Source organism: Burkholderia sp. BE17 (assembly GCF_009362305.1).
Taxonomy (GTDB): domain Bacteria; phylum Pseudomonadota; class Gammaproteobacteria; order Burkholderiales; family Burkholderiaceae; genus Burkholderia; species Burkholderia pyrrocinia_C.
Genome location: NZ_WHNU01000031.1, coordinates 54,727 through 73,512, shown reverse-complemented (window position 1 = coordinate 73,512; position 18,786 = coordinate 54,727). Strand labels below are relative to the sequence as shown.

Below are 18,786 nucleotides of genomic sequence, written 5' to 3'. Positions count from 1 at the left end.
CCGTGACGGTGGGCACGCCGCGCGCGGCCGGCGCGCGATCGTTACTGAGCGGTTTCGTGCGTCCGATGGTCCGGCCATAGTGTCGCGGCGACGAACAGCCCGGCCGCGAGGAACGGCGCGCCGATCGCGAACAGGATGGCCGTGAGGCCCCAGCGATCCCAGAAGCGGTCGACGACGGCTCGCTCGGGGGTAACGGGGTCGTACAGCACGTTGACCGCTTCGCCTTCGCGTAGACCCGGATGCGACGACGCCGAGCCCTGGGCGAACGTGATCAGGCGCCCGCCGTCGGTCGTGAACGCGACGATTGCCGAATACAGCGATGTGCGCGCCCGGGGCGACCGCGCGTTTTTCGCGATCTCGACGACATGGCCGGTCGAGTGCGCATAGTCGCGGACGATCTGCCACTGACGCAGGCCGGCTGCGCCGGCGCCGGCGAGGAAGCCCGTGCCGATCGCGATCGGAATCAGCACGATCGCGATATCCCAGCGGCGCCGCGCCTGCTTGCTTGCGGTTCGGGCCGGCGGCGGGTCGGATTGCCGGCGGCGGCGCTCGCCGGCGATCAGCAGGCCGCCGATCGCAAACGACGCGATGGCGAGCAGCGTCGGCACCGCAACCGGAAACCAGCGTTGCGCGAAATCGTCGATCAGTGCGGGGCGGTCGGGATGGGCCGGATCGAGCAAGACGTCGACGTTCTCGCCGATGTCGTACGCGGGGACGGTCGACGCGGTATTGCCGGCGATTTCGCGGCGCTGGCCGTCGTTCGCGAGGTAGGCGACGATCGGCCGGTACGCGCGCATCGCGTCGCTGTCCTGCACGATGCGCACGACCGTGCCCGGCGCGCGGACCAAGTGGCCGGTCGCGCGGCCGGCCGTGAGGGCGAGCACGCCTGCGAGCAGGAGCAGCGCGACGCCGAGCGCCAGCGCGGCGAGTGCGTCCTTACCCGGCATGACCGGATCCGGCTCGTGCGTCGTGCGGCGGATTCGAGTGCGATCGGGTGAACGGTGTGTCCCGACGGACAGGCCGATATCGGCGCAACCATGCCCTCTGAATGGTCGCGTCTCGTTCACATGCTTCCATGTCTGACGTCCCATGTTCTCTCAGTGCCGGCGGGCAAACAAACGGCGGTGCCTGGGCCGGTCGTGTGATATTTGTCGGACGATTCTAGCGGAAACGGTGCGGAAGGGGCGTGCGGATGTGTGCCGAGAGAGGGCGCGCGCCACGAGCGTGGCGTGCGGAAATGAAAAAGGCCGGTCAGCTTTCGCTGACCGGCCTTTTGAATTCCTGGTGGGGCGTGAGTGACTCGAACACTCGACCTACGGATTAAGAGTCCGCTGCTCTACCAACTGAGCTAACGCCCCCCCAACAGAAGAAAAATTATGCACGAGTTTTTGGGGCATGGCAAGCCCTTTGTGCAAATTTCCTGAAAATATTTCGTCACGCCAACGGCGGCTGTCGACGCGGTAACGAGCGGTCGCAGTTTGCGCGCTCCCGGTATGATGACGCCACACGTGTTGCGCGGCGGTCGCGCAACGTTTTCTGGACATTCGAAGATGGACGAAAACGCAGTCCGCGAATTGCTGGATCGCCTGCTGGCCCCGTGGGTCCGCTCGCTCGGTCTGGTCCCCGTGTCGATCGGTGACGACAGCGTCACGATGCGCCTGCCGTTTTCCGGCGAATTCCGCCATTCGGGCGGCGTGATCTGCGGCCAGGTGTTCACGGCGGCCGCCGACACCGCGATGGTCGTCGCGATCTCGGCCGCGCTCGGCGAGTTCCGGCCGATGACCACCGTGTCGCTGAACACGAACTTCATGCGCCCCGTGCGCAAGGGCGACGTGCACGTCACCGCGCGGGTGCTGCGGATGGGCCGCAACCTCGTGTTCGGCGAAGTCGAGCTGTTCGACGAGGACGGCAAGATGGCCGTCCACGCGACGTCGACCTACGCACTCGTCAGCTGAGCGGCGCGATGTTCGACCAGATCGTCTTTGCGGGCGGTGGCAATCGCTGCTGGTGGCAGGCCGGCTTCTGGGACGTCGCGCAGCCGGCCCTCGGGCTGCGCCCGCGCGTGATCACCGGCATCTCGGCCGGCGCGGCGACCGCGTGCATGCTGTATACGCGCGACGCCGCGTGGGTGATGCGCTATTACGAAGAGGCGCTGCGCCACAACCGGAAGAACGCGTACTGGGGCAACCTATTCGGGCGCGAGCCCGTGTTTCCGCATTACCGCATCTACCGTCAGGCATTGCTCGACATCTACGGCGAGCCGTTCGCGAAGCTCGCCGCGGCGCCGGAGATCCGCATCGGCGTGTCGCACGTGCCGCGCTGGCTCGGTGCGCGCAGTGCGGTCGCTGCCGGCCTCGTCGCGTACAACATCGAGAAATATGTGCGCAAGACGCTGCACCCGACACTCGGGCGCACGCTCGGCTTTCGGCCCGAGTTCGTGCGTGCGCAGGCCTGCACGCAAGTCGACGAACTTGCCGACCTGATCCTGCAGTCGTCCTGCACGCCGCCGTTCACGCCGGTGCTGCGCCGCGGCGGCCGGCCCGTGCTCGACGGCGGGATGGTCGACAACGTGCCGGTCGACGCGCTCGACCCGTCGCCGGGCGACGTGCTGGTGCTCGTCACGCGGCTGTATCCGCGCCCGCAGATGTTCACGGTCGCGCACGGCGAGCAGCGGCGGCTGTACGTACAGCCGTCGAGCAAGGTGCCGATTTCGAGCTGGGATTACACGAGCCCGTCGCAGATGCGGCATGCATACGACCTCGGGCGGCGCGACGGCGAGCATTTCCTCACGCGCGTCGATGCGATGACAGGCGGCCGCGCGGCCGCCTGATGGCGGGGAATGGAGAATCGGGCCGCGCGGCGTGCGCAGCCCGCGCGATCAGCGCTTGCGGATCGGCGTCAGCGCTTCCGGATTGGCGACGCTCGACATGTCGCCGTCGTCGAACGCGAGGATGTTCCTGAACGCCGCGCTGAAATAGAGCTCGTAGCTCTCGCGCTCGACATAGCCGATGTGCGGCGTGCAGATCACGTTTTCCATCCGCAGCAGGCTGTAGCCCTGCAGGATCGGCTCGCTCTCGAACACGTCGATCGCGACCATCCCCGGGCGGTTGTGCGACAGCGCGTTGACGAGCGCGTTTTCCTCGAGCAGCTCAGCGCGGCTCGTGTTGACGAGCAGCGACGTCGGCTTCATCCGCATCAGGTCTTCCTGCTTGACGATGCCGCGCGTGTCGTCGTGCATGCGCAGGTGCAGCGACAGCACGTCGCTCTGCTCGAACAGCGCCTCGCGGCTTTCGGCGGCCGTGTAGCCGTCGGCGCGCGCGGCTTCGAGCGAATGCTCGCGGCCCCAGATCAGCACGTTCATCCCGAACGCCTTGCCGTAGCCGGCGACGAGCCGGCCGATCTTGCCGTAACCCCAGATGCCGAGCGTCTGGCCGCGCAGCACCTGGCCGAGGCCGAAGTTCGGCGGCAGCGCCGACGTCTTCAGGCCCGACTGCTGCCATGCGCCCTGCTTCAGGTTCGCGACGTACTGCGGAATCCGGCGCTGGGCGGCCATCACGAGCGCCCAGGTCAGCTCGGCGGGCGCGACCGGCGAACCCGTGCCTTCGAGCACCGCGATGCCGCGGTCGGTACACGCTTCGAGGTCGATATGGCTCGAGACGCGGCCGGTCTGGCTGATCATGCGCAGGTTCGGCAGCTTGGCGAGCAGTTGCGACGAAATCGGGGTCCGTTCACGAATCAGCACGAGCGCCTCGACTTCCGCCAGACGGCTCGCGAGCTGTCCCAGGCCGCGCACCGTATTGTTGAAGACCTTCACGTCGTGGCCGGCAAGCATCTCGAAGCAGTTCAGCTTGCGGACGGCGTCCTGGTAGTCGTCGAGGATGGCAATTTTCATGGTGAACGGTGTCGCGCGTTGAAATCGGCAGTGGCGGTGGCGCACGTCGCGCACCCGTCCCGCCCGGCCGGGGCCGACATGATGCTACGTCGGTCGCCTTCGTGGGGTCTTTTTAACAGGTTGTTACGCTCCGCGGCAATTGGCGGCAGCCTCGCCCGGCGCCGCTCGCGTGCGGTGCGCAAGGGTGCGCTGCTGTGTCGCATCAAATACGTCTTTCCTGATTCGGCCGCTTACTCGACGAGGTTCACCCAATTGTTGCTCCAATCAGAATAATTGGATCAACCATCCGCAAATGGCGAGGATTTTTGACTATTTTTATCGTCAACCGGTGCCTTGTTGAGCAACTCTGCATCATTTCCGCTGTCGTAGGAGAATTACGCATTTGCTTCATCTTTTTGAAGTTGTAACAGCGGCAGGAGTCGTTTATGGATCATTTGCAGTCGATGCGCGTGTTCGTCAAGGTTGCAGATCTCGGCAGTTTTGCGCGGGCCGCGAGTGCAATGGATATTTCCAACGCGGTTGCGACGCGTCACGTCGCCGATCTGGAAGGCCGGCTCGGCACGCGTTTGCTGAACCGCACCACACGCAGCCTTTCCCTGACCGAGTCGGGCCAGGTCTATCTGGAGCGTGCTCGCCAGATCCTCGATGAGCTCGAGGACGTCGAGCAGATGGTCGTCGCGCGCAATCACGAGCCGGTCGGCACGCTGCGCATCGTCGCGCCGGTCGTGTTCGGCCTGCATAACCTCGCGCCCGTGTTGCAGACGTACACGGAGAATTTCCCGAAAGTGGTGCCGGATCTCACGCTGGTCGACCGGCAGGTCGATCTCGTCGAGGAAGGTTTCGATGTCGGCATCGTGGTCACGCGCCAGATGCGCAGCGCGAGCATTGTCACGCGGCGGCTGACCACGGGCTGCATGACCGTGTGCGCGACGCCGAGCTATCTGGAGAAGCACGGCGTCCCGACCCATCCGGAGCAGCTCGTCGCGCATCCGAGCTTGAGCCTGCCGGCCGAATACTGGGGCGACGAGCGCGTGTTCACGGGGCCTGACGGCGAAGTGCGCGTGCGCCCGACCAACGTGATCGTCGCGAACAACACCGCGATGCTGCGCCAGTTCGCGCTGCTCGGGATGGGCGTCGCGATCCTGCCGAGCTACCTGATCGGCAGCGACATCGCGCGCGGCGCGCTCGTGCGGCTGCTGCCGGATTTCCGGCTGCCGCAGGTCGAAATCAACATCGCTTACCCGAGCCGGCGCCATTTGCCCGCGAAGGTGCGCACGTTCATCGACCACCTCGTCGAGTATTTCAGTCACGCGACCGATGCGACGATCGGCGAGCAGTGGGCCGCGCAGGGTGCGACGCTCGCGCCGATCGGCGTCGAGACGCGTACGGAGCAGCCCGAATCGGCCGACCCGAACCTGTCGCCGCGCCTGCCGCGTTCGACACGCACGCGCGTCGCGGTGCCGTCGCCGCTGTAACGGCGCGACGGCCGGGCGGCGGTTCCCGTCGGCACAAGGAAAAAACGCGGATCGAGCGATCGATCCGCGTTTTTTTATGGCTGCCTGCCGGAGCCCGATGCGCCGGGGGAAGCCCCGGCGGCCTGGCCGTTACGAGCCCGTCTTGCGCGCCGTCGTCTTGCGGGCGGCGGTCTTGGTCGCTGCGGTCTTGGCGGCAGCCTTGCGGGCCGGTGCCGGTTTCTCTTCGGCGCCTTCCGTCACGGTTTCGGCGTCCTTCGTCGCCGATTTCGCCGTCTTCTTCGCGGCAGCGGCCTTCGGTTCCTTCTTCTCGAACTCGAAGCCGATCTTGCCGTCCGGCTGCTTCACGAGGAACGCCTTGAAGTTGCGGCCCGTGCGCGACGACTTGAAGTTCGGCAGCAGATCCGTGCGGCCGTCGGCAAGCAGCTTGCCCATCTGCTCGCGCGTGATTTCCTGCTGCAGGATCACCTTGCCCGAGCGGAAGTCGCAGGTCTTCGGGTTCGCAACCGAGTGCTCGCACACGTAGCTCATCCCGTGCTCGAACACGCGGCCCTTGCACTTCGGGCACGCGCCGACCGGTTCCTGCGCGGAGAAGTCGGGTGTTTCACCTTCCTCGCCGCCCTGGTCCTGGCCGAAATCGAACTCGAGCTTGTAATTCTTCGTCTCGTCGTCGAAGGACAGCTTGAGGATCGCCGAGAACGGGCGGCCCATCTTGCTGCGGAACCCGGACAGCGGACCGATTTCCTTCTTCTGCAGCAGCTCCTCGACTTCCGGGATCTCGAACTGCCGGCTGCCCGGAATCTTCGAGATCGAGAACTCGCACTTCGTGCACGCGAAGCGGCGGTAGTTTTCCTTCACCTGGCCGCCGCAGTTCGGGCACGGCGTCTCGAGCGTCGCGTAGTCGCCGGGGATCGTGTCGGAATCGTATTCCTTCGCGCGCTTGACGATCTGCTGCGTCATGCGGGCGATTTCCTGCATGAACGCATCGCGCCCGAGGTTGCCGCGCTCCATCTGCGACAGCTTGTATTCCCATTCGCCGGTGAGCTCCGGCGCGGTCAGTTCCTTCACGCCGAGCCCGCGCAAGAGCGTCATCAGCTGGAATGCCTTCGCGGTCGGGATCAGCTCGCGGCCTTCGCGCAACAGGTATTTCTCGCCGAGCAGGCCTTCGATGATCGCCGCTCGCGTGGCAGGCGTGCCGAGGCCCTTCGCGGCCATCGCCTCGCGCAGCTCGTCGTCCTCGACGAGCTTGCCCGCGCCTTCCATCGCCGACAGCAGCGTCGCTTCCGAGTAGCGTGCGGGCGGCTTCGTCACGAGCGCGACGGCGGCGATTTCGTCCGTCTTCACCTTCTCGTTCTTCTGCACCGGCACGAGGTTCGCGTCCGCGCCTTCGGCGTCGCGGCCGTACACCTGCAGCCAGCCCGGCTCGATGAGCACCTTGCCCTCGGTCTTGAAGTGATGGCCGGCGACTTCGGTGATCCGCGTCGTGACGCGGAATTCGGCTGCCGGGAAGAACACGGCGAGGAAGCGCTTCACGACCAAGTCGTACAGCTTCTGCTCCGGCTCGGACAGCGACTTCGGCGCCTGCAGCGTCGGGATGATTGCAAAGTGGTCGCTGATCTTCGAATTGTCGAAGATCCGCTTGTTAGGCTTCACCCAGCCCTTGTCGAGCACCTGCTTCGCATGCGGCAGGTAGTTGTTGCTCTCCTTGAGCATCTCGAGCGTGGACTGGACCGTCGAAATGTAGTCTTCCGGCAGCGCGCGCGCGTCGGTACGCGGGTAGGTCAGCACCTTGTGCTTTTCATACAGCGCCTGCGCGAGGCCGAGCGTGTTCTTCGCGGAGAAGCCGAAGCGGCCGTTCGCCTCGCGCTGCAGGCTCGTCAGGTCGAACAGCAGCGGCGACAGCTGCGTCGACGGCTTCGATTCCTCGGAGACCGTGCCGACCTGGTCGCGGCATGCGGCGACGATCGTTTCGGCGGCCGGCAGGCTCCACAGGCGGGAGTCGCGCCTTTCCGGATCGAATTCGTCGCGCTTGAATTTCGGGTCGTACCACTTGCCTTCGTAGAAACCGCCCGCGCACGCGAATGCGGCCTTCACTTCCCAGTAGTCGCGCGGGATGAAGCGGCGGATTTTCTCTTCTCGTTCGACGACGATCGACAGCGTTGGCGTCTGAACGCGGCCGACTGTCGTCAGGAAGAAACCACCGCCCTTGCTGTTGAACGCGGTCATCGCGCGGGTGCCGTTGATCCCGACGAGCCAGTCGGCTTCCGAGCGACAACGTGCGGCGTCGGCGAGCGGCTGCATGTCCGTGTCGCTGCGCAGGTTCGCGAAGCCGTCGCGAATCGCCTGCGGCGTCATCGACTGCAACCACAGGCGCTGGACCGGCTGCTTCGCCTTCGCGTGCTGTGCGATCAGGCGGAAAATCAGTTCGCCCTCGCGCCCCGCGTCACATGCGTTGATCAGGCGGTCGACGTCCTTGCGCTTCATCAGCTTGGTGAGCACCTTGAGGCGCGACTCGCTTTTTGCGATCGGGTTCAGGTCGAAATGCGGGGGGATGACGGGCAGATGCGCGAAGCTCCATTTCCCGCGCTTGACCTCGTACTCTTCCGGGGCGGCGATTTCGAGCAAGTGGCCGACAGCGGACGAAAGGACGAATTCGTCGCTCTCGTAGTATTCGTCATGCTTTGTAAAGCCGCCCAAAGCGCGCGCGATGTCGTTCGCGACAGAAGGCTTTTCCGCAATGATCAGTGCTTTGGACATGACAGGTGTGTGATGGTAGACCGGGTTCGCCGGTGTGGGTCCCTTTTACGACCGCTTTATAGCACACGCCGAAGCGACGGCGGCTCGGCGTGTAAAAAGCGGGTCATCATAGAGGGGGGTTGCAGCGGCGGCAAGCGCCCGGCGCGGCGCTGCGCGCAAACGCGCGAGAAACCGCCGGGCCGGCGTGCGAATTCAGGCTTCGACGTTCAGGACGTTGCGCAATTTCGGTGCGTGCGGCGCACCGGGTACCGCGCTCAGATCGGTCAGCATTCGCTCGACGATCGCCGCGTGCGGCAGCACCGTGCCGAAGAAGCGTGCGGTGTTGGCATCCTCGATCAGGATCGTCGGGAAGTTCTCGACGTCGAGATCGTCGAGGCGGTCGGCGTGCGTTTCGACGTCGATCCAGGCGAAGCAGGCGTCGGGATGCGCGTCAGCGAGCTGGTCGAAGGCCGTCCGGTAGTCGCGGCACGTGCCGCACCACTCGGCGCACAGGCAGGCGACGAGCAACGTGCCGGGATCGGCGAGGCGCTCGGCGATCCGATCCGCATCGGTGTCGAGATTCAGCGCGGGCATGGATTTCCTTGAGTATCGTCGGCGGCGCGGCCGCCCCTATTCGGGGAAATGTAGCACGCCGCGCGCAGGCGGGGTGGGGGCCGCGTCAAGCCGCGCGAAGCGTCCGCCGGGGAGACTCGCGACGCGACCGGCCAGTTCGAGCGCGAGCAGCACGCGGTGCAGCACGTCGTCGGACAGGCCGCTGTGTTCGGCGAGCCATTCGTATGTGACGGGGCCGTATCCCAGTGCGGCGAGCACGGCCTGTTCGGACGGGGTGCCGAGCGAGAGAGGCGGGGATGCCTCGATTCGGGCTGGCGCGGCGGTCGGACCGGAGGCGGCCGCTTCCATGATGCCGGCGGAGGCGTGCTGGCCGGAGGCTTCGGTTGCGCGGATCTGGCCGGGGTTCGCGCCCTGAATTCCGGGGCATGCCACACCGGTCATCGGTTCTCCCAGCCCGTATTCCTCGAGAATATCGAGCGGCGCTGCCGTGAGCTTCGCGCCGTCGCGGATCAGCGCGTGGCAGCCCTGCGCGAGCGGTGCGTGGATCGAGCCAGGCATCGCGAACACATCGCGCCCCAGTTCGTTCGCGAGCCGCGCGGTGATCAGCGAGCCGGAGCGCGGGGCTGCCTCGACGACGAGCGCGCCGATCGCGAGCGCGGCGATCAGCCGGTTGCGCTGCGGGAAATGTGCGGCGCGGGCCGGCGTGCCGAGCGGCCATTCCGACAGGATCGCACCGTGCGCGGCGATCTCGTGGGCGAGTGCGCGGTGCCGTGCCGGATAGACGAGGTCGGCGCCCGTCGCGATCACCGCGACCGTGCCCGACCGGCCGTCGAGCCCGCCGCGATGCGCGGCGCCGTCGATCCCGAGCGCAAGGCCCGAGACGATCGGGAGCCCTGCGTCGGACAACTCGCGTGCGAAGCGCGTCGCGTCGGCGAGCCCCTGTGGCGTCGCGTGGCGGCTGCCGACCACGGCGAAGCCGCGTGCGTGCAGCAGGTCGAGCCGGCCCTTTACATATAGCAGCGGCGGCGGGTCGTGCAGGTCGCGCAGCCGCGGCGGGTAGGCCGGATCGCTGAGCGTGACGAGCGCGTTGCCCGGTGCATCGAGCCACGCGAGCGCGGCATCGGTGCGCGCATTGAGATCGTCGCGTTCGCTTGCGCGCACGGCCTGCGCGGCGGCCGGGCTGCTCACGGCGGCGATGGCCTGGTCGGACGCGCGCAGCAGCGCTCCCGGCGAGCCGAACGCGTCGAGCAGCGCCTGCAGTACGGCGGGCGCGAGGCCGGGCGCATGTGCGAGCTGCAGCCACGCGCGCAACGCGGAGGTGGTCAGCGCGTGCGGCGACATGAGGCTGCCCTCGAACGCGACGGCCAGCGGACCGCGTGGCGCCATGATAAAATTTTCATCATCCGAAATACTCGACAGGGCCGCGCGCGCAGGCGCCCGGCCAATTGCAGGAGGCGCGATCCGCGGCATTGATACGCCGCGCATCCGCCTCATCTTCATTGCATCGCGGCGGCGGCGCCAGCCGGCCGGATGGCCGATGCGGCACGCCGCGCCACCGAATACCGAACACCATGGCTTTGCTCAACATTCTTCATTACCCCGACAAGCGGCTGCACAAGGTCGCCAAGCCCGTCGACAAGGTCGACGACCGGATCCGCAAGCTCGTCGCCGACATGGCCGAGACCATGTACGCGGCGCCCGGCATCGGCCTTGCGGCCACGCAGGTCGACGTGCACGAGCGCGTGATCGTGATCGATGTTTCCGAGGAAAAGAACGAGCTGCGCGCGTTCATCAACCCCGAGATCGTCTGGTCGAGCGACGTGAAGCAGATCTATGAAGAGGGCTGCCTGTCGGTACCCGGCATCTACGACGAAGTCGAGCGTCCCGATCACGTGCGCGTGCGCGCGCTCAACGAGCAGGGCGAGGCTTTCGAGCTCGACTGCGAGGGCCTGCTCGCCGTGTGCGTCCAGCACGAGATGGATCACCTGATGGGGCGCGTGTTCGTCGAATACCTGTCGCCGCTCAAGCAGACGCGCATCAAGACGAAGATGAAGAAACTCGAACGCGCGATGTGACGCGCGTTCATCCTGCCCGACCCAGAACGCTGTCATGACCCGTACGTTGCGCGTGATTTTTGCCGGCACGCCGGAATTTGCCGCGGCTGCGCTCGCCGCGATCCATGAGGCCGGTTTTCCGGTGCCGCTCGTGCTCACCCAGCCCGATCGCCCGGCCGGCCGCGGGATGAAACTGCAGGCGAGCGCCGTGAAGCGCTACGCCGTCGAGCACGGCATGCCCGTCGCGCAGCCGCCGTCGCTGCGCCGTGCGGGCAAGTACCCCGCGGAAGCGGCCGACGCGATCGAGCTGCTGCGCACGACGCCGCACGACGTGATGGTGGTCGCCGCGTACGGCCTGCTGCTGCCGCAGGAGGTGCTCGACATTCCGCGCGGCGGCTGCATCAACATCCATGCGTCGCTGCTGCCGCGCTGGCGCGGCGCCGCGCCGATCCACCGCGCGATCGAGGCCGGCGACGCCGAGACGGGCGTCACGCTGATGCAGATGGACGCCGGCCTCGACACCGGCGCGATGATCGACGAGGCGCGCATCGCGATCGCGCCCGGCGACACGACCGCGACGCTGCACGACCGGCTGGCCGCCGACGGCGCGCGGCTGATCGTCGACGCGCTGGTGCGGCTCGAGCGCGACGGCACGCTGCCGGCGACGCCGCAGCCGGCCGACGGCGTGACCTATGCGGAAAAGATCGGCAAGCACGAAGCGGCGCTCGACTGGCGCAAGCCTGCCGACGTGCTCGCGCGCCAGGTGCGTGCGTTCGATCCGTTCCCCGGCGGCGTCGCGACGCTCGACGGCGCGGCAATCAAGCTGTGGGCGGCCGAGCCGGTGGTGGCGCGCGGCGACGCGGCGCCCGGCACGATCGTCGAAGCCGCGCCGGAAGGCGTGGTCGTCGCATGCGGCAGCGGCGCGCTGCGCGTCACGCAGTTGCAGAAGCCGGGCGGCAAGCGGCTGCCCGCGCGCGAATTCCTGGCCGGCTCGCCGCTCGCCGCGGGCCGGCGTTTCGCGCCGACCGACGTTGCGTAACGTGACCTGACTGCCATTCGACACGGCCTGCCGGCCCTGCGCAATCGGCCGGACGGCCGAGTCGCGCAGCGCGGCAGGCGCGCGTAGAATTTCCCTGCGCTCTCCGGTTTCGAGGTTTTCATGTTCGGCATCACCCATTTCGGCTTCTTCGTGCTGGCAGTTTTCCTGCTGAACGTCACGCCCGGCCCCGACACGGCCTACATCGTCGGCCGCAGCGTCGCGCAGGGCCGCGGTGCGGGGCTGATGTCGGCGCTCGGCATTTCGGCCGGCTGCTGCGTTCACGCGCTCGCGTGCGCATTCGGCCTGACCGCGCTGCTTGCAGCGTCGGCTGCCGCGTTCACGGTGATCAAGCTGGTCGGCGCCGCGTACCTGATCTATCTGGGCGTGCGGATGATCGTCGCGAAGCAGGCGGCTGTGACGTCCGGCGCCGCGGCCGCGCAGGCCGCGAAGCCGCTGCGGCAACTGTTCATGCAGGGCTTCTGGACCAACGTGCTGAACCCTAAGGTCGTGCTGTTCTTCGTGTCGTTCTTCCCGCAGTTCGTCTCGGTCGACAGCCCGCACAAGGCATTGGCGTTCCTGACCCTCGGCGCGGTGTTCGTCGCGATGAGCACGGTCTGGACCAGCCTGGTCGCATGGGTCGCGGGCAGTGTCACGCAACGCTTTTCCGGCAAGCCGGGCGTCAAGAAGTGGCTCGACCGCACGGTCGGCAGTGCTTTCGTCGGCCTCGGCCTGCGTCTTGCAACATCGCAACGCTGAGATTGAATTTTTCCGGCAAGACCTTATCTAACAAATCGCTTACAATTTTCCGTCGCGCCCTGTGATGCGCGGCGGGTCCCCTGACGGATAAGGAGTGGGTATGTTCAATTGGGTCAAAACGGCGATGCTGATGGCCGCGATCACGGCCCTGTTCATCGTGATCGGCGGCATGATCGGCGGCTCGCGCGGCATGACGATCGCGCTGCTGTTCGCGCTCGGCATGAATTTCTTCTCGTACTGGTTCTCCGACAAGATGGTGCTGCGCATGTACAACGCGCAGGAAGTCGACGAGAACACGGCGCCGCAGTTCTACCGGATGGTGCGCGAGCTGGCCACGCGCGCGAACCTGCCGATGCCGCGCGTCTACCTGATCAACGAGGATGCGCCGAACGCGTTCGCGACGGGCCGCAACCCCGAGCACGCGGCGGTCGCCGCGACGACGGGCATCCTGCGCGTGCTGTCGGAGCGCGAGATGCGCGGTGTGATGGCGCACGAGCTCGCGCACGTGAAGCACCGCGACATCCTGATCTCGACGATCACCGCGACGATGGCGGGTGCGATCTCGGCACTCGCGAACTTCGCGATGTTCTTCGGCGGGCGCGACGAGAACGGCCGGCCGGCCAACCCGATCGCGGGTATCGCGGTCGCGCTGCTCGCGCCGATCGCCGGCGCGCTGATCCAGATGGCGATTTCGCGGGCACGCGAGTTCGAGGCCGACCGCGGCGGCGCGCAGATTTCCGGCGATCCGCAGTCGCTCGCGACCGCGCTCGACAAGATCCATCGCTATGCGGCCGGCATCCCGTTCCAGGCTGCCGAAGCGCATCCGGCCACCGCGCAGATGATGATCATGAACCCGCTCCACGGCGGCGGCCTGCAGAACCTGTTCTCGACGCACCCGGCCACCGAGGAGCGCATCGCGCGCCTGATGGAAATGGCGCGTACCGGTCGCTTCGATTAAGTCTCGGCGCACCGCGCGGCCGTTGCCGCGTGGCGTCCGCGTCGCCACCCCGCACGCTTCGCGCTGCGGGGTGTTTCATTTGTGCGCGCCGTAAAGGGGCCAAAGGGGCCGCATGGCCGCACGCTACAATGCGCGGTTTGGGATCGCAGGGCCGCGTGGCCCTGCGATCCCGCCGTTTGCCGCATTTGCTTGCTGCGCTTGTTTGCCGATTCCGCTCCGATGACACGAACCCGTTCTTCCGCTCCGTCTTCTTCCGGCCGCCCGGCGCGCCTGTCCGCGCTGCACCTTGCGCCCGAATCGCTCGGCTTCGCACTCGACGCGGCCGCGCAGGCGGTCGATGCGGTACGGCGCGGCACCGCGCTGCCGGCAGCGCTGTCGGCTGTATTCGCGCAGATGGCGTCCGGTGCGCAGGCGCTCGCGCGCGGCGCGACGCAGGACGTCGCGTACCGGACGATGCGTCGCCTCGGCAGCGCGGACTGGCTGATCGGCAAGTTCGTCAGCAAGGCGCCGCCCGCGCACGTGCACGCGGTGCTCGCGGGCGCATTCGCGCTGCTGCTCGACCCGGCGGACGATGCCGCGTATCCGGCGTTCACGGTGGTCGACCAGGCCGTCACCGTAATCGGCGCGCGGCGCGAATATGCGTTCGCGAAGGGAATGGTCAACGCGGTGCTGCGCCGTTTCCTGCGCGAGCGCGACGCGCTCGTCGCGGCGATGCGGGACGACGCTGTCGCGCGCTGGAACTACCGCGCATGGTGGGTCGATGCGGTGAAGCGCGCGTGGCCCGACGCATGGCAGGCGATCCTCGCGGCCGGCGAGCGCCAGGGGCCGCTGACGTTGCGCGTGAATGCGCGCCGCGCGAGCGTCGACGCGTATCTCGACACGCTGCGCGCGAGCGGGATCGACGCGACCGCGATCGGCCGGCATGCGGTGCGGCTCGCATCGGCGCTGCCGGTCGAGCGCATTCCGGGATTCGCCGACGGCGTGGTGTCGGTGCAGGATGCCGGCGCGCAGCTCGCGGCCGAATGGCTCGGCGCGCGTGACGGCATGCGCGTGCTCGACGCATGCGCGGCGCCCGGCGGCAAGACCGGCCATATTCTCGAACTGGCCGATGCGGAAGTCGTTGCGCTCGAAAGCGATGCGACGCGCGCGGCGCGCATCGGCGAGAACCTCGTACGCCTGTCGCTCGCAGCGGACGTGCGTGTCGGCGATGCTGGCGCGCCCGACGCGTGGTACGACGGGCGCCCGTTCGACCGTATCCTGGCCGACGTGCCGTGCTCGGCCTCCGGCATCGTGCGGCGGCATCCGGACATTCGCTGGCTGCGCCGCGAGGCCGACATCCCGGCGCTCGTCGCGGAACAGCGCCGCATCCTGTCGGCGTTGTGGCCGCTCGTGAAACCGGGCGGCGAACTGCTTTACGTGACCTGTTCGATCTTCCCCGAAGAAGGCGAGTTGCAGGCCCGCTGGTTTGAAGCGGCTTGTGAAGATGCGGTACGATTGGACGCCCCCGGCCAGCTGCTGCCGGGCGGAGTGCAGGGAGGGGCGGCCGCCGGCGCACTCGACCAGAACACCGATCACGACGGATTTTTCTACGCGCGGTTTCAGAAACGGTGACGATCAAACACCTTTTTCCACTTCGGCTCGCGGCCGTCCTGATGGTCGCGTTGACGCTGTGCCTGGCCGTCGTCCGGCCGGCGCATGCCCAGTCGATCGCCGTGCAGCGCGCGTCGCTCCAGGCCGACGGAAGCGGCTGGAGCCTCGACGCCCGTTTCGACTTCGAGCTGAATCCGAACCTCGAGGATGCCGTCAACAAGGGCATCCCGCTTTACTTCACGACCGACTTCGAGCTGAGCCGCGCGCGCTGGTACTGGTTCGACGAGCAGCCGGTGTCGGTGACGCAGACGATCCGCCTGTCGTTCCAGCCGCTCACACGCGAATACCGCGTGTCGACGGGCGGCCTGCAGCTCGGCTTCCCGTCGCTGAAGGACGCGCTCGCGGTCGTCCGGCACATCACGTCGTGGCATGTGATCGACCGCAACCAGGTGCGCCTGGGGGAAACCTACATGGCATCGGTGCGGATGCAGCTCGATACGGCGCTGATGCCGAAGCCATTCCAGGTCGACGCCGTGAACAACCGCGACTGGACGCTCGGGTCGGACTGGAAGCGCTTCAACTTCACGGTGACCGAACGTGCTAAATAAAGTGCGCCGCGCGGCCAGCGGGAAGAGCCTCCTCGTTCGCGTGATCGTCTCGACCGTCGCGCTCACCGCGCTGCTGCTGCTCGTGCTGCTCGCGGCCGCGAGCGCGAACACCGAATTCTTCGACCGCTACTACTCGTGGCTGTACGCGACCAACATCGTCGTCGCGCTCGTATTTCTGCTCGTGGTGCTCGGGCTGATCGGGATGATCGTCGTGCGCCTGAGGAAGGGCAAGTTCGGCACGCGGCTGCTCGCGAAGCTCGCGGTGTTCTTCGCGCTCGTCGGCGTGGTGCCGGGCGGGATCATCTACATCGTGTCGTACCAGTTCGTGTCGCGCAGCATCGAGTCGTGGTTCGACGTGAACGTCGAGACGGCGTTGACGGCCGGCCTGAACCTCGGCCGCGGGATGCTCGATGCGTCGCTGTCCGATCTGCAGACGAAGGCGCGACTGATGTCCGACCAGCTCGCGAGCGTCGATGCGAACACGAACGGCACGACGCTCACGCTGCTGCGGCTGCGCGACCAGTTCGGCGTGCAGGACGCTACGATCGTCGAGCCGAGCCGCGGCGGCTCGGGCGCGGCGCCCGAATTGCATATCGTCGCGCAGGCGTCGGGCAATTTCGCGACGCTGATTCCGGACGACCTGCCGACGCCGCTGATGCTGAGCCAGGCGCGCGAACACGGCGCGTATGCGGCGATCGAAGGCGAAGTCGACGGCGACCCGCGCGCGCGCGGTGCGAAGGGCGCGCTGCGGCTGCGCGTCGTGCGGCCGATTCCCGATGCGACGACGTCGCTGCTGCAGCCGGCCGAACGCTTCCTGCAGCTCACGCAACCGGTGCCGCCGACGCTCGCGCACAACGCGGACGCCGTGCAGCGCGCGTATCGCGAGTACCAGGAAAAGGCGCTCGGCCGCACCGGCTTGCGCAAGATGTACATCGGCACGCTGACGCTCGCGCTGTTCCTCGCGACCTTCATCGCGATGATGCTCGCGCTTGCGCTCGGCCAGCAGCTTGCGCGGCCGCTGTTCCTGCTCGCGCAGGGCACGAAGGAGATCACGGAAGGCGACTACACGCCGAAGCGCGAGATCAAGACGCGCGACGAGCTCGGTTTCCTCACGCAGTCGTTCAACGCGATGACGCGCCAGTTGTCCGAGGCGCGGCTCGCGGTCGAGAAGAACCGCATCGCGCTCGAGCATTCGAAGACGTATCTCGAAAGCATCCTCGCGAACCTGACGGCCGGCGTGTTCGTGCTCGACCGCCAGTTCCGGCTGACGACGGCCAATCGCGGTGCCGAGCGAATCTTCCGGCAGCCGTTCAACGCGCTGATCGGCACGACGCTCGACCGGATCGGCGTTGCCGCGGGGTTCGGCGCGATGGTGCGCAAGGCGTTCGCCGATCGCGAGGCGGCGTCCGACGGCGCCAGCGGCGATCGCGGCCACTGGCAGCAGCAGTTCGCGATCGAGGTGCCGGGCGAAGCCGATCCGCTGACGCTGCTCGTGCGCGGCACGCGCCTCGTGTTGACGGTCGAGGGGCAGGCCGACGATCCGCAGACATCCGGTTACGTCGTCGTGTTCGACGACATTTCCGACGTGATTTCCGCGCAGCGTTCGGTCGCGTGGGGCGAGGTCGCGCGGCGGCTCGCGCACGAGATCAAGAATCCGTTGACGCCGATCCAGCTGTCGGCCGAGCGGCTGCAGATGAAGCTGGCCGACAAGCTCGCGCCGCCCGACGCGGATGTGCTCAAGCGCGGCGCGACGATGATCGTCAACCAGGTGGCCGCGATGAAGCGGATGGTCGACGATTTCCGCGAATACGCGCGCACGCCGCCGGCGGTGCTCGCGAACCTGCAGTTGAACGAACTGGCGAGCGAGGTGCTCGGGCTGTATGGTGTCGGCGAGGGCAAGAGCCCGATCGTCGCCGAGCTCGCGCCGTCGCTGCCGGTGATTCGTGGCGACGCGACGCAATTGCGCCAGGTGATCCACAACCTGCTGCAGAATGCGCAGGATTCGGTCGCGGAAGTCGCGCATCCGCGTGTGTTGATCGAAACCAAGACAGTAGAATATGGCGATCCCGACGCCGAGGGCAAAACGCGCGTCGCGGTACGTCTTACCGTGTCCGACAACGGGCCCGGTTTTCCGGCACGCATCCTGACCCGCGCGTTCGAGCCTTACGTGACGACGAAGGCGAAGGGCACGGGGCTCGGGCTGGCCACGGTCAAGAAAATCGTCGACGAGCACGGTGCGCGGATCGATCTGCGCAATCGCATGCACGGCGAGACCGTCGAGGGTGCGCAGGTGTCGATCCTGTTCCTGCAGATGGCGAGCGATGCGCCAGGCGCCGAAACAGGCGCGCAGGGCGGGACGACCCCCGCTAAGACAAAAGCAAGTGAGCAGACAAGGGCAGCGTAAATGGCAACCATCCTGGTGGTAGATGATGAAATGGGCATCCGGGAATTGCTCTCGGAGATCCTCAGCGATGAAGGACATGTCGTCGAGGCAGCGGAGAACGCGCAGGCCGCGCGGGAATACCGGCTGAATCAGGTGCCCGATCTCGTGCTGCTCGATATCTGGATGCCCGATACCGACGGCGTCACGTTGCTCAAGGAATGGGCGGCGCAGGGGCTGCTGACGATGCCCGTGATCATGATGTCCGGGCACGCGACGATCGATACGGCCGTCGAGGCGACGAAGATCGGCGCGCTCGATTTCCTCGAGAAGCCGATCGCGTTGCAGAAGCTGCTGAAGTCTGTCGAGCACGGTCTCGCACGCGGCGCGACGCCGGTGTCCGCCAACGCGGCGGCGAAGGCCGGCGCCGGACAGGCAGCGGGGTCCGCGGCGGTTGCGTCCGCGGCTGCGCTGCCGACGCTCGGCGATGACATGGCGGCGGCACTCGGCCTTGCGGGCCAGACGGCCGCGATCCCGTTCGACATCCCGTTGCGCGAAGCGCGCGATGCGTTCGAGCGCGCGTACTTCGAATATCACCTCGCGCGCGAGAACGGCAGCATGACGCGCGTCGCGGAGAAGACGGGCCTCGAGCGCACGCACCTGTATCGCAAGCTCAAGCAGCTCGGCGTCGAGCTCGGCAAGAAGCCGGCCGAAGGCGCCGTATAAAT

The 18,786-nt window shown here is 67.2% G+C and carries 16 protein-coding genes and 1 tRNA gene; 11 read left to right on the top strand and 6 right to left on the bottom strand.

Going from position 1 to position 18,786, the window contains the following annotated elements; genetic code table 11:
* Positions 1 to 41 precede the first annotated feature (41 nt).
* The gene (locus tag GD429_RS25095) at positions 42 to 1,091 is read right to left on the bottom strand and encodes a DUF3592 domain-containing protein (RefSeq protein WP_152860865.1); all 1,050 of its coding nucleotides are present in this window, start codon (positions 1,089 to 1,091) and stop codon (positions 42 to 44) included.
* A 191-nt stretch (positions 1,092 to 1,282) separates the two neighbouring features.
* Positions 1,283 to 1,358 (bottom strand) — tRNA-Lys (locus GD429_RS25090).
* A 192-nt stretch (positions 1,359 to 1,550) separates the two neighbouring features.
* Between GD429_RS25090 and GD429_RS25085 the strand changes: the two genes are divergently transcribed.
* The gene (locus GD429_RS25085; protein WP_034179365.1) at positions 1,551 to 1,955 is read left to right on the top strand and encodes a PaaI family thioesterase; all 405 of its coding nucleotides are present in this window, start codon (positions 1,551 to 1,553) and stop codon (positions 1,953 to 1,955) included.
* 8 nt (positions 1,956 to 1,963) lie between these two features.
* Positions 1,964 to 2,830, top strand: a complete 867-nt coding sequence (locus tag GD429_RS25080) for a patatin-like phospholipase family protein (RefSeq protein ID WP_152860863.1) — start codon at positions 1,964 to 1,966, stop codon at positions 2,828 to 2,830.
* Between the two features lie 48 nt (positions 2,831 to 2,878).
* Here the strand turns inward: GD429_RS25080 and GD429_RS25075 are convergent, their stop codons facing one another.
* Positions 2,879 to 3,892, bottom strand: coding sequence for a D-2-hydroxyacid dehydrogenase family protein (locus tag GD429_RS25075; RefSeq protein ID WP_034179363.1), 1,014 nt, complete (start codon positions 3,890 to 3,892; stop codon positions 2,879 to 2,881).
* 425 nt (positions 3,893 to 4,317) lie between these two features.
* On the opposite strand from GD429_RS25075, the gene GD429_RS25070 reads away from it, so the two are divergent.
* Positions 4,318 to 5,367 (top strand): LysR family transcriptional regulator, encoded by a 1,050-nt coding sequence (locus tag GD429_RS25070; RefSeq protein WP_152860860.1) that lies wholly within the window; start codon positions 4,318 to 4,320, stop codon positions 5,365 to 5,367.
* A gap of 129 nt (positions 5,368 to 5,496) precedes the next feature.
* Here GD429_RS25070 and GD429_RS25065 read toward each other — a convergent pair whose 3' ends face one another.
* The 3 genes from GD429_RS25065 to dprA form a co-directional block, all read right to left on the bottom strand.
* Positions 5,497 to 8,121 (bottom strand): DNA topoisomerase III, encoded by a 2,625-nt coding sequence (locus GD429_RS25065; RefSeq protein WP_152860858.1) that lies wholly within the window; start codon positions 8,119 to 8,121, stop codon positions 5,497 to 5,499.
* 192 nt (positions 8,122 to 8,313) lie between these two features.
* On the bottom strand, positions 8,314 to 8,694 hold the full coding sequence (locus GD429_RS25060) for a thioredoxin family protein (RefSeq protein ID WP_152860856.1): 381 nt from the start codon (positions 8,692 to 8,694) through the stop codon (positions 8,314 to 8,316).
* A 36-nt stretch (positions 8,695 to 8,730) separates the two neighbouring features.
* Entirely contained in the window at positions 8,731 to 10,173 is a 1,443-nt protein-coding gene (gene dprA, locus GD429_RS25055; RefSeq protein ID WP_152860854.1) for a DNA-processing protein DprA, read from the bottom strand.
* 71 nt (positions 10,174 to 10,244) lie between these two features.
* On the opposite strand from dprA, the gene def reads away from it, so the two are divergent.
* The 8 genes from def to esaR all read left to right on the top strand — a co-directional run bounded on the left by def (position 10,245) and on the right by esaR (position 18,784).
* Complete coding sequence (gene def / locus GD429_RS25050; protein WP_034179358.1) at positions 10,245 to 10,748, top strand: peptide deformylase; 504 nt, start codon at positions 10,245 to 10,247, stop codon at positions 10,746 to 10,748.
* Between the two features lie 34 nt (positions 10,749 to 10,782).
* Positions 10,783 to 11,766, top strand: a complete 984-nt coding sequence (gene fmt, locus GD429_RS25045) for a methionyl-tRNA formyltransferase (RefSeq protein WP_152860852.1) — start codon at positions 10,783 to 10,785, stop codon at positions 11,764 to 11,766.
* Between the two features lie 120 nt (positions 11,767 to 11,886).
* The gene (locus GD429_RS25040) at positions 11,887 to 12,522 is read left to right on the top strand and encodes a LysE family translocator (protein ID WP_152860850.1); all 636 of its coding nucleotides are present in this window, start codon (positions 11,887 to 11,889) and stop codon (positions 12,520 to 12,522) included.
* Positions 12,523 to 12,622: 100 nt separating this feature from the next.
* Positions 12,623 to 13,480, top strand: coding sequence for a zinc metalloprotease HtpX (gene htpX, locus GD429_RS25035; protein WP_006485774.1), 858 nt, complete (start codon positions 12,623 to 12,625; stop codon positions 13,478 to 13,480).
* A gap of 219 nt (positions 13,481 to 13,699) precedes the next feature.
* On the top strand, positions 13,700 to 15,091 hold the full coding sequence (rsmB, locus tag GD429_RS25030; RefSeq protein WP_152860847.1) for a 16S rRNA (cytosine(967)-C(5))-methyltransferase RsmB: 1,392 nt from the start codon (positions 13,700 to 13,702) through the stop codon (positions 15,089 to 15,091).
* On the top strand, positions 15,088 to 15,678 hold the full coding sequence (locus GD429_RS25025) for a DUF4390 domain-containing protein (protein ID WP_034179354.1): 591 nt from the start codon (positions 15,088 to 15,090) through the stop codon (positions 15,676 to 15,678). The genes rsmB and GD429_RS25025 overlap by 4 nt, the downstream gene beginning before the upstream one ends.
* Positions 15,668 to 18,082 carry a sensor histidine kinase EsaS gene (gene esaS, locus GD429_RS25020; protein ID WP_321574856.1) on the top strand — a complete coding sequence of 805 codons (2,415 nt, stop codon included), beginning with the start codon at positions 15,668 to 15,670 and terminating at the stop codon, positions 18,080 to 18,082. The genes GD429_RS25025 and esaS overlap by 11 nt, the downstream gene beginning before the upstream one ends.
* Entirely contained in the window at positions 18,083 to 18,784 is a 702-nt protein-coding gene (esaR, locus tag GD429_RS25015; RefSeq protein WP_152860845.1) for a response regulator transcription factor EsaR, read from the top strand.
* Positions 18,785 to 18,786: the final 2 nt, after the last annotated feature.

Coding starts and splice junctions, on each gene's coding strand:
- GD429_RS25095 (WP_152860865.1), bottom strand. CDS start 1,091: ATGGGACGTCAGACATGGAAGCATGTGAACGAGACGCGACCATTCAGA.
- rsmB (WP_152860847.1), top strand. CDS start 13,700: ATGACACGAACCCGTTCTTCCGCTCCGTCTTCTTCCGGCCGCCCGGCG.
- GD429_RS25060 (WP_152860856.1), bottom strand. CDS start 8,694: ATGCCCGCGCTGAATCTCGACACCGATGCGGATCGGATCGCCGAGCGC.
- def (WP_034179358.1), top strand. CDS start 10,245: ATGGCTTTGCTCAACATTCTTCATTACCCCGACAAGCGGCTGCACAAG.
- GD429_RS25085 (WP_034179365.1), top strand. CDS start 1,551: ATGGACGAAAACGCAGTCCGCGAATTGCTGGATCGCCTGCTGGCCCCG.
- esaR (WP_152860845.1), top strand. CDS start 18,083: ATGGCAACCATCCTGGTGGTAGATGATGAAATGGGCATCCGGGAATTG.
- htpX (WP_006485774.1), top strand. CDS start 12,623: ATGTTCAATTGGGTCAAAACGGCGATGCTGATGGCCGCGATCACGGCC.
- GD429_RS25075 (WP_034179363.1), bottom strand. CDS start 3,892: ATGAAAATTGCCATCCTCGACGACTACCAGGACGCCGTCCGCAAGCTG.
- GD429_RS25070 (WP_152860860.1), top strand. CDS start 4,318: ATGGATCATTTGCAGTCGATGCGCGTGTTCGTCAAGGTTGCAGATCTC.
- dprA (WP_152860854.1), bottom strand. CDS start 10,173: ATGAAGATGAGGCGGATGCGCGGCGTATCAATGCCGCGGATCGCGCCT.
- fmt (WP_152860852.1), top strand. CDS start 10,783: ATGACCCGTACGTTGCGCGTGATTTTTGCCGGCACGCCGGAATTTGCC.
- GD429_RS25065 (WP_152860858.1), bottom strand. CDS start 8,121: ATGTCCAAAGCACTGATCATTGCGGAAAAGCCTTCTGTCGCGAACGAC.
- GD429_RS25080 (WP_152860863.1), top strand. CDS start 1,964: ATGTTCGACCAGATCGTCTTTGCGGGCGGTGGCAATCGCTGCTGGTGG.
- GD429_RS25040 (WP_152860850.1), top strand. CDS start 11,887: ATGTTCGGCATCACCCATTTCGGCTTCTTCGTGCTGGCAGTTTTCCTG.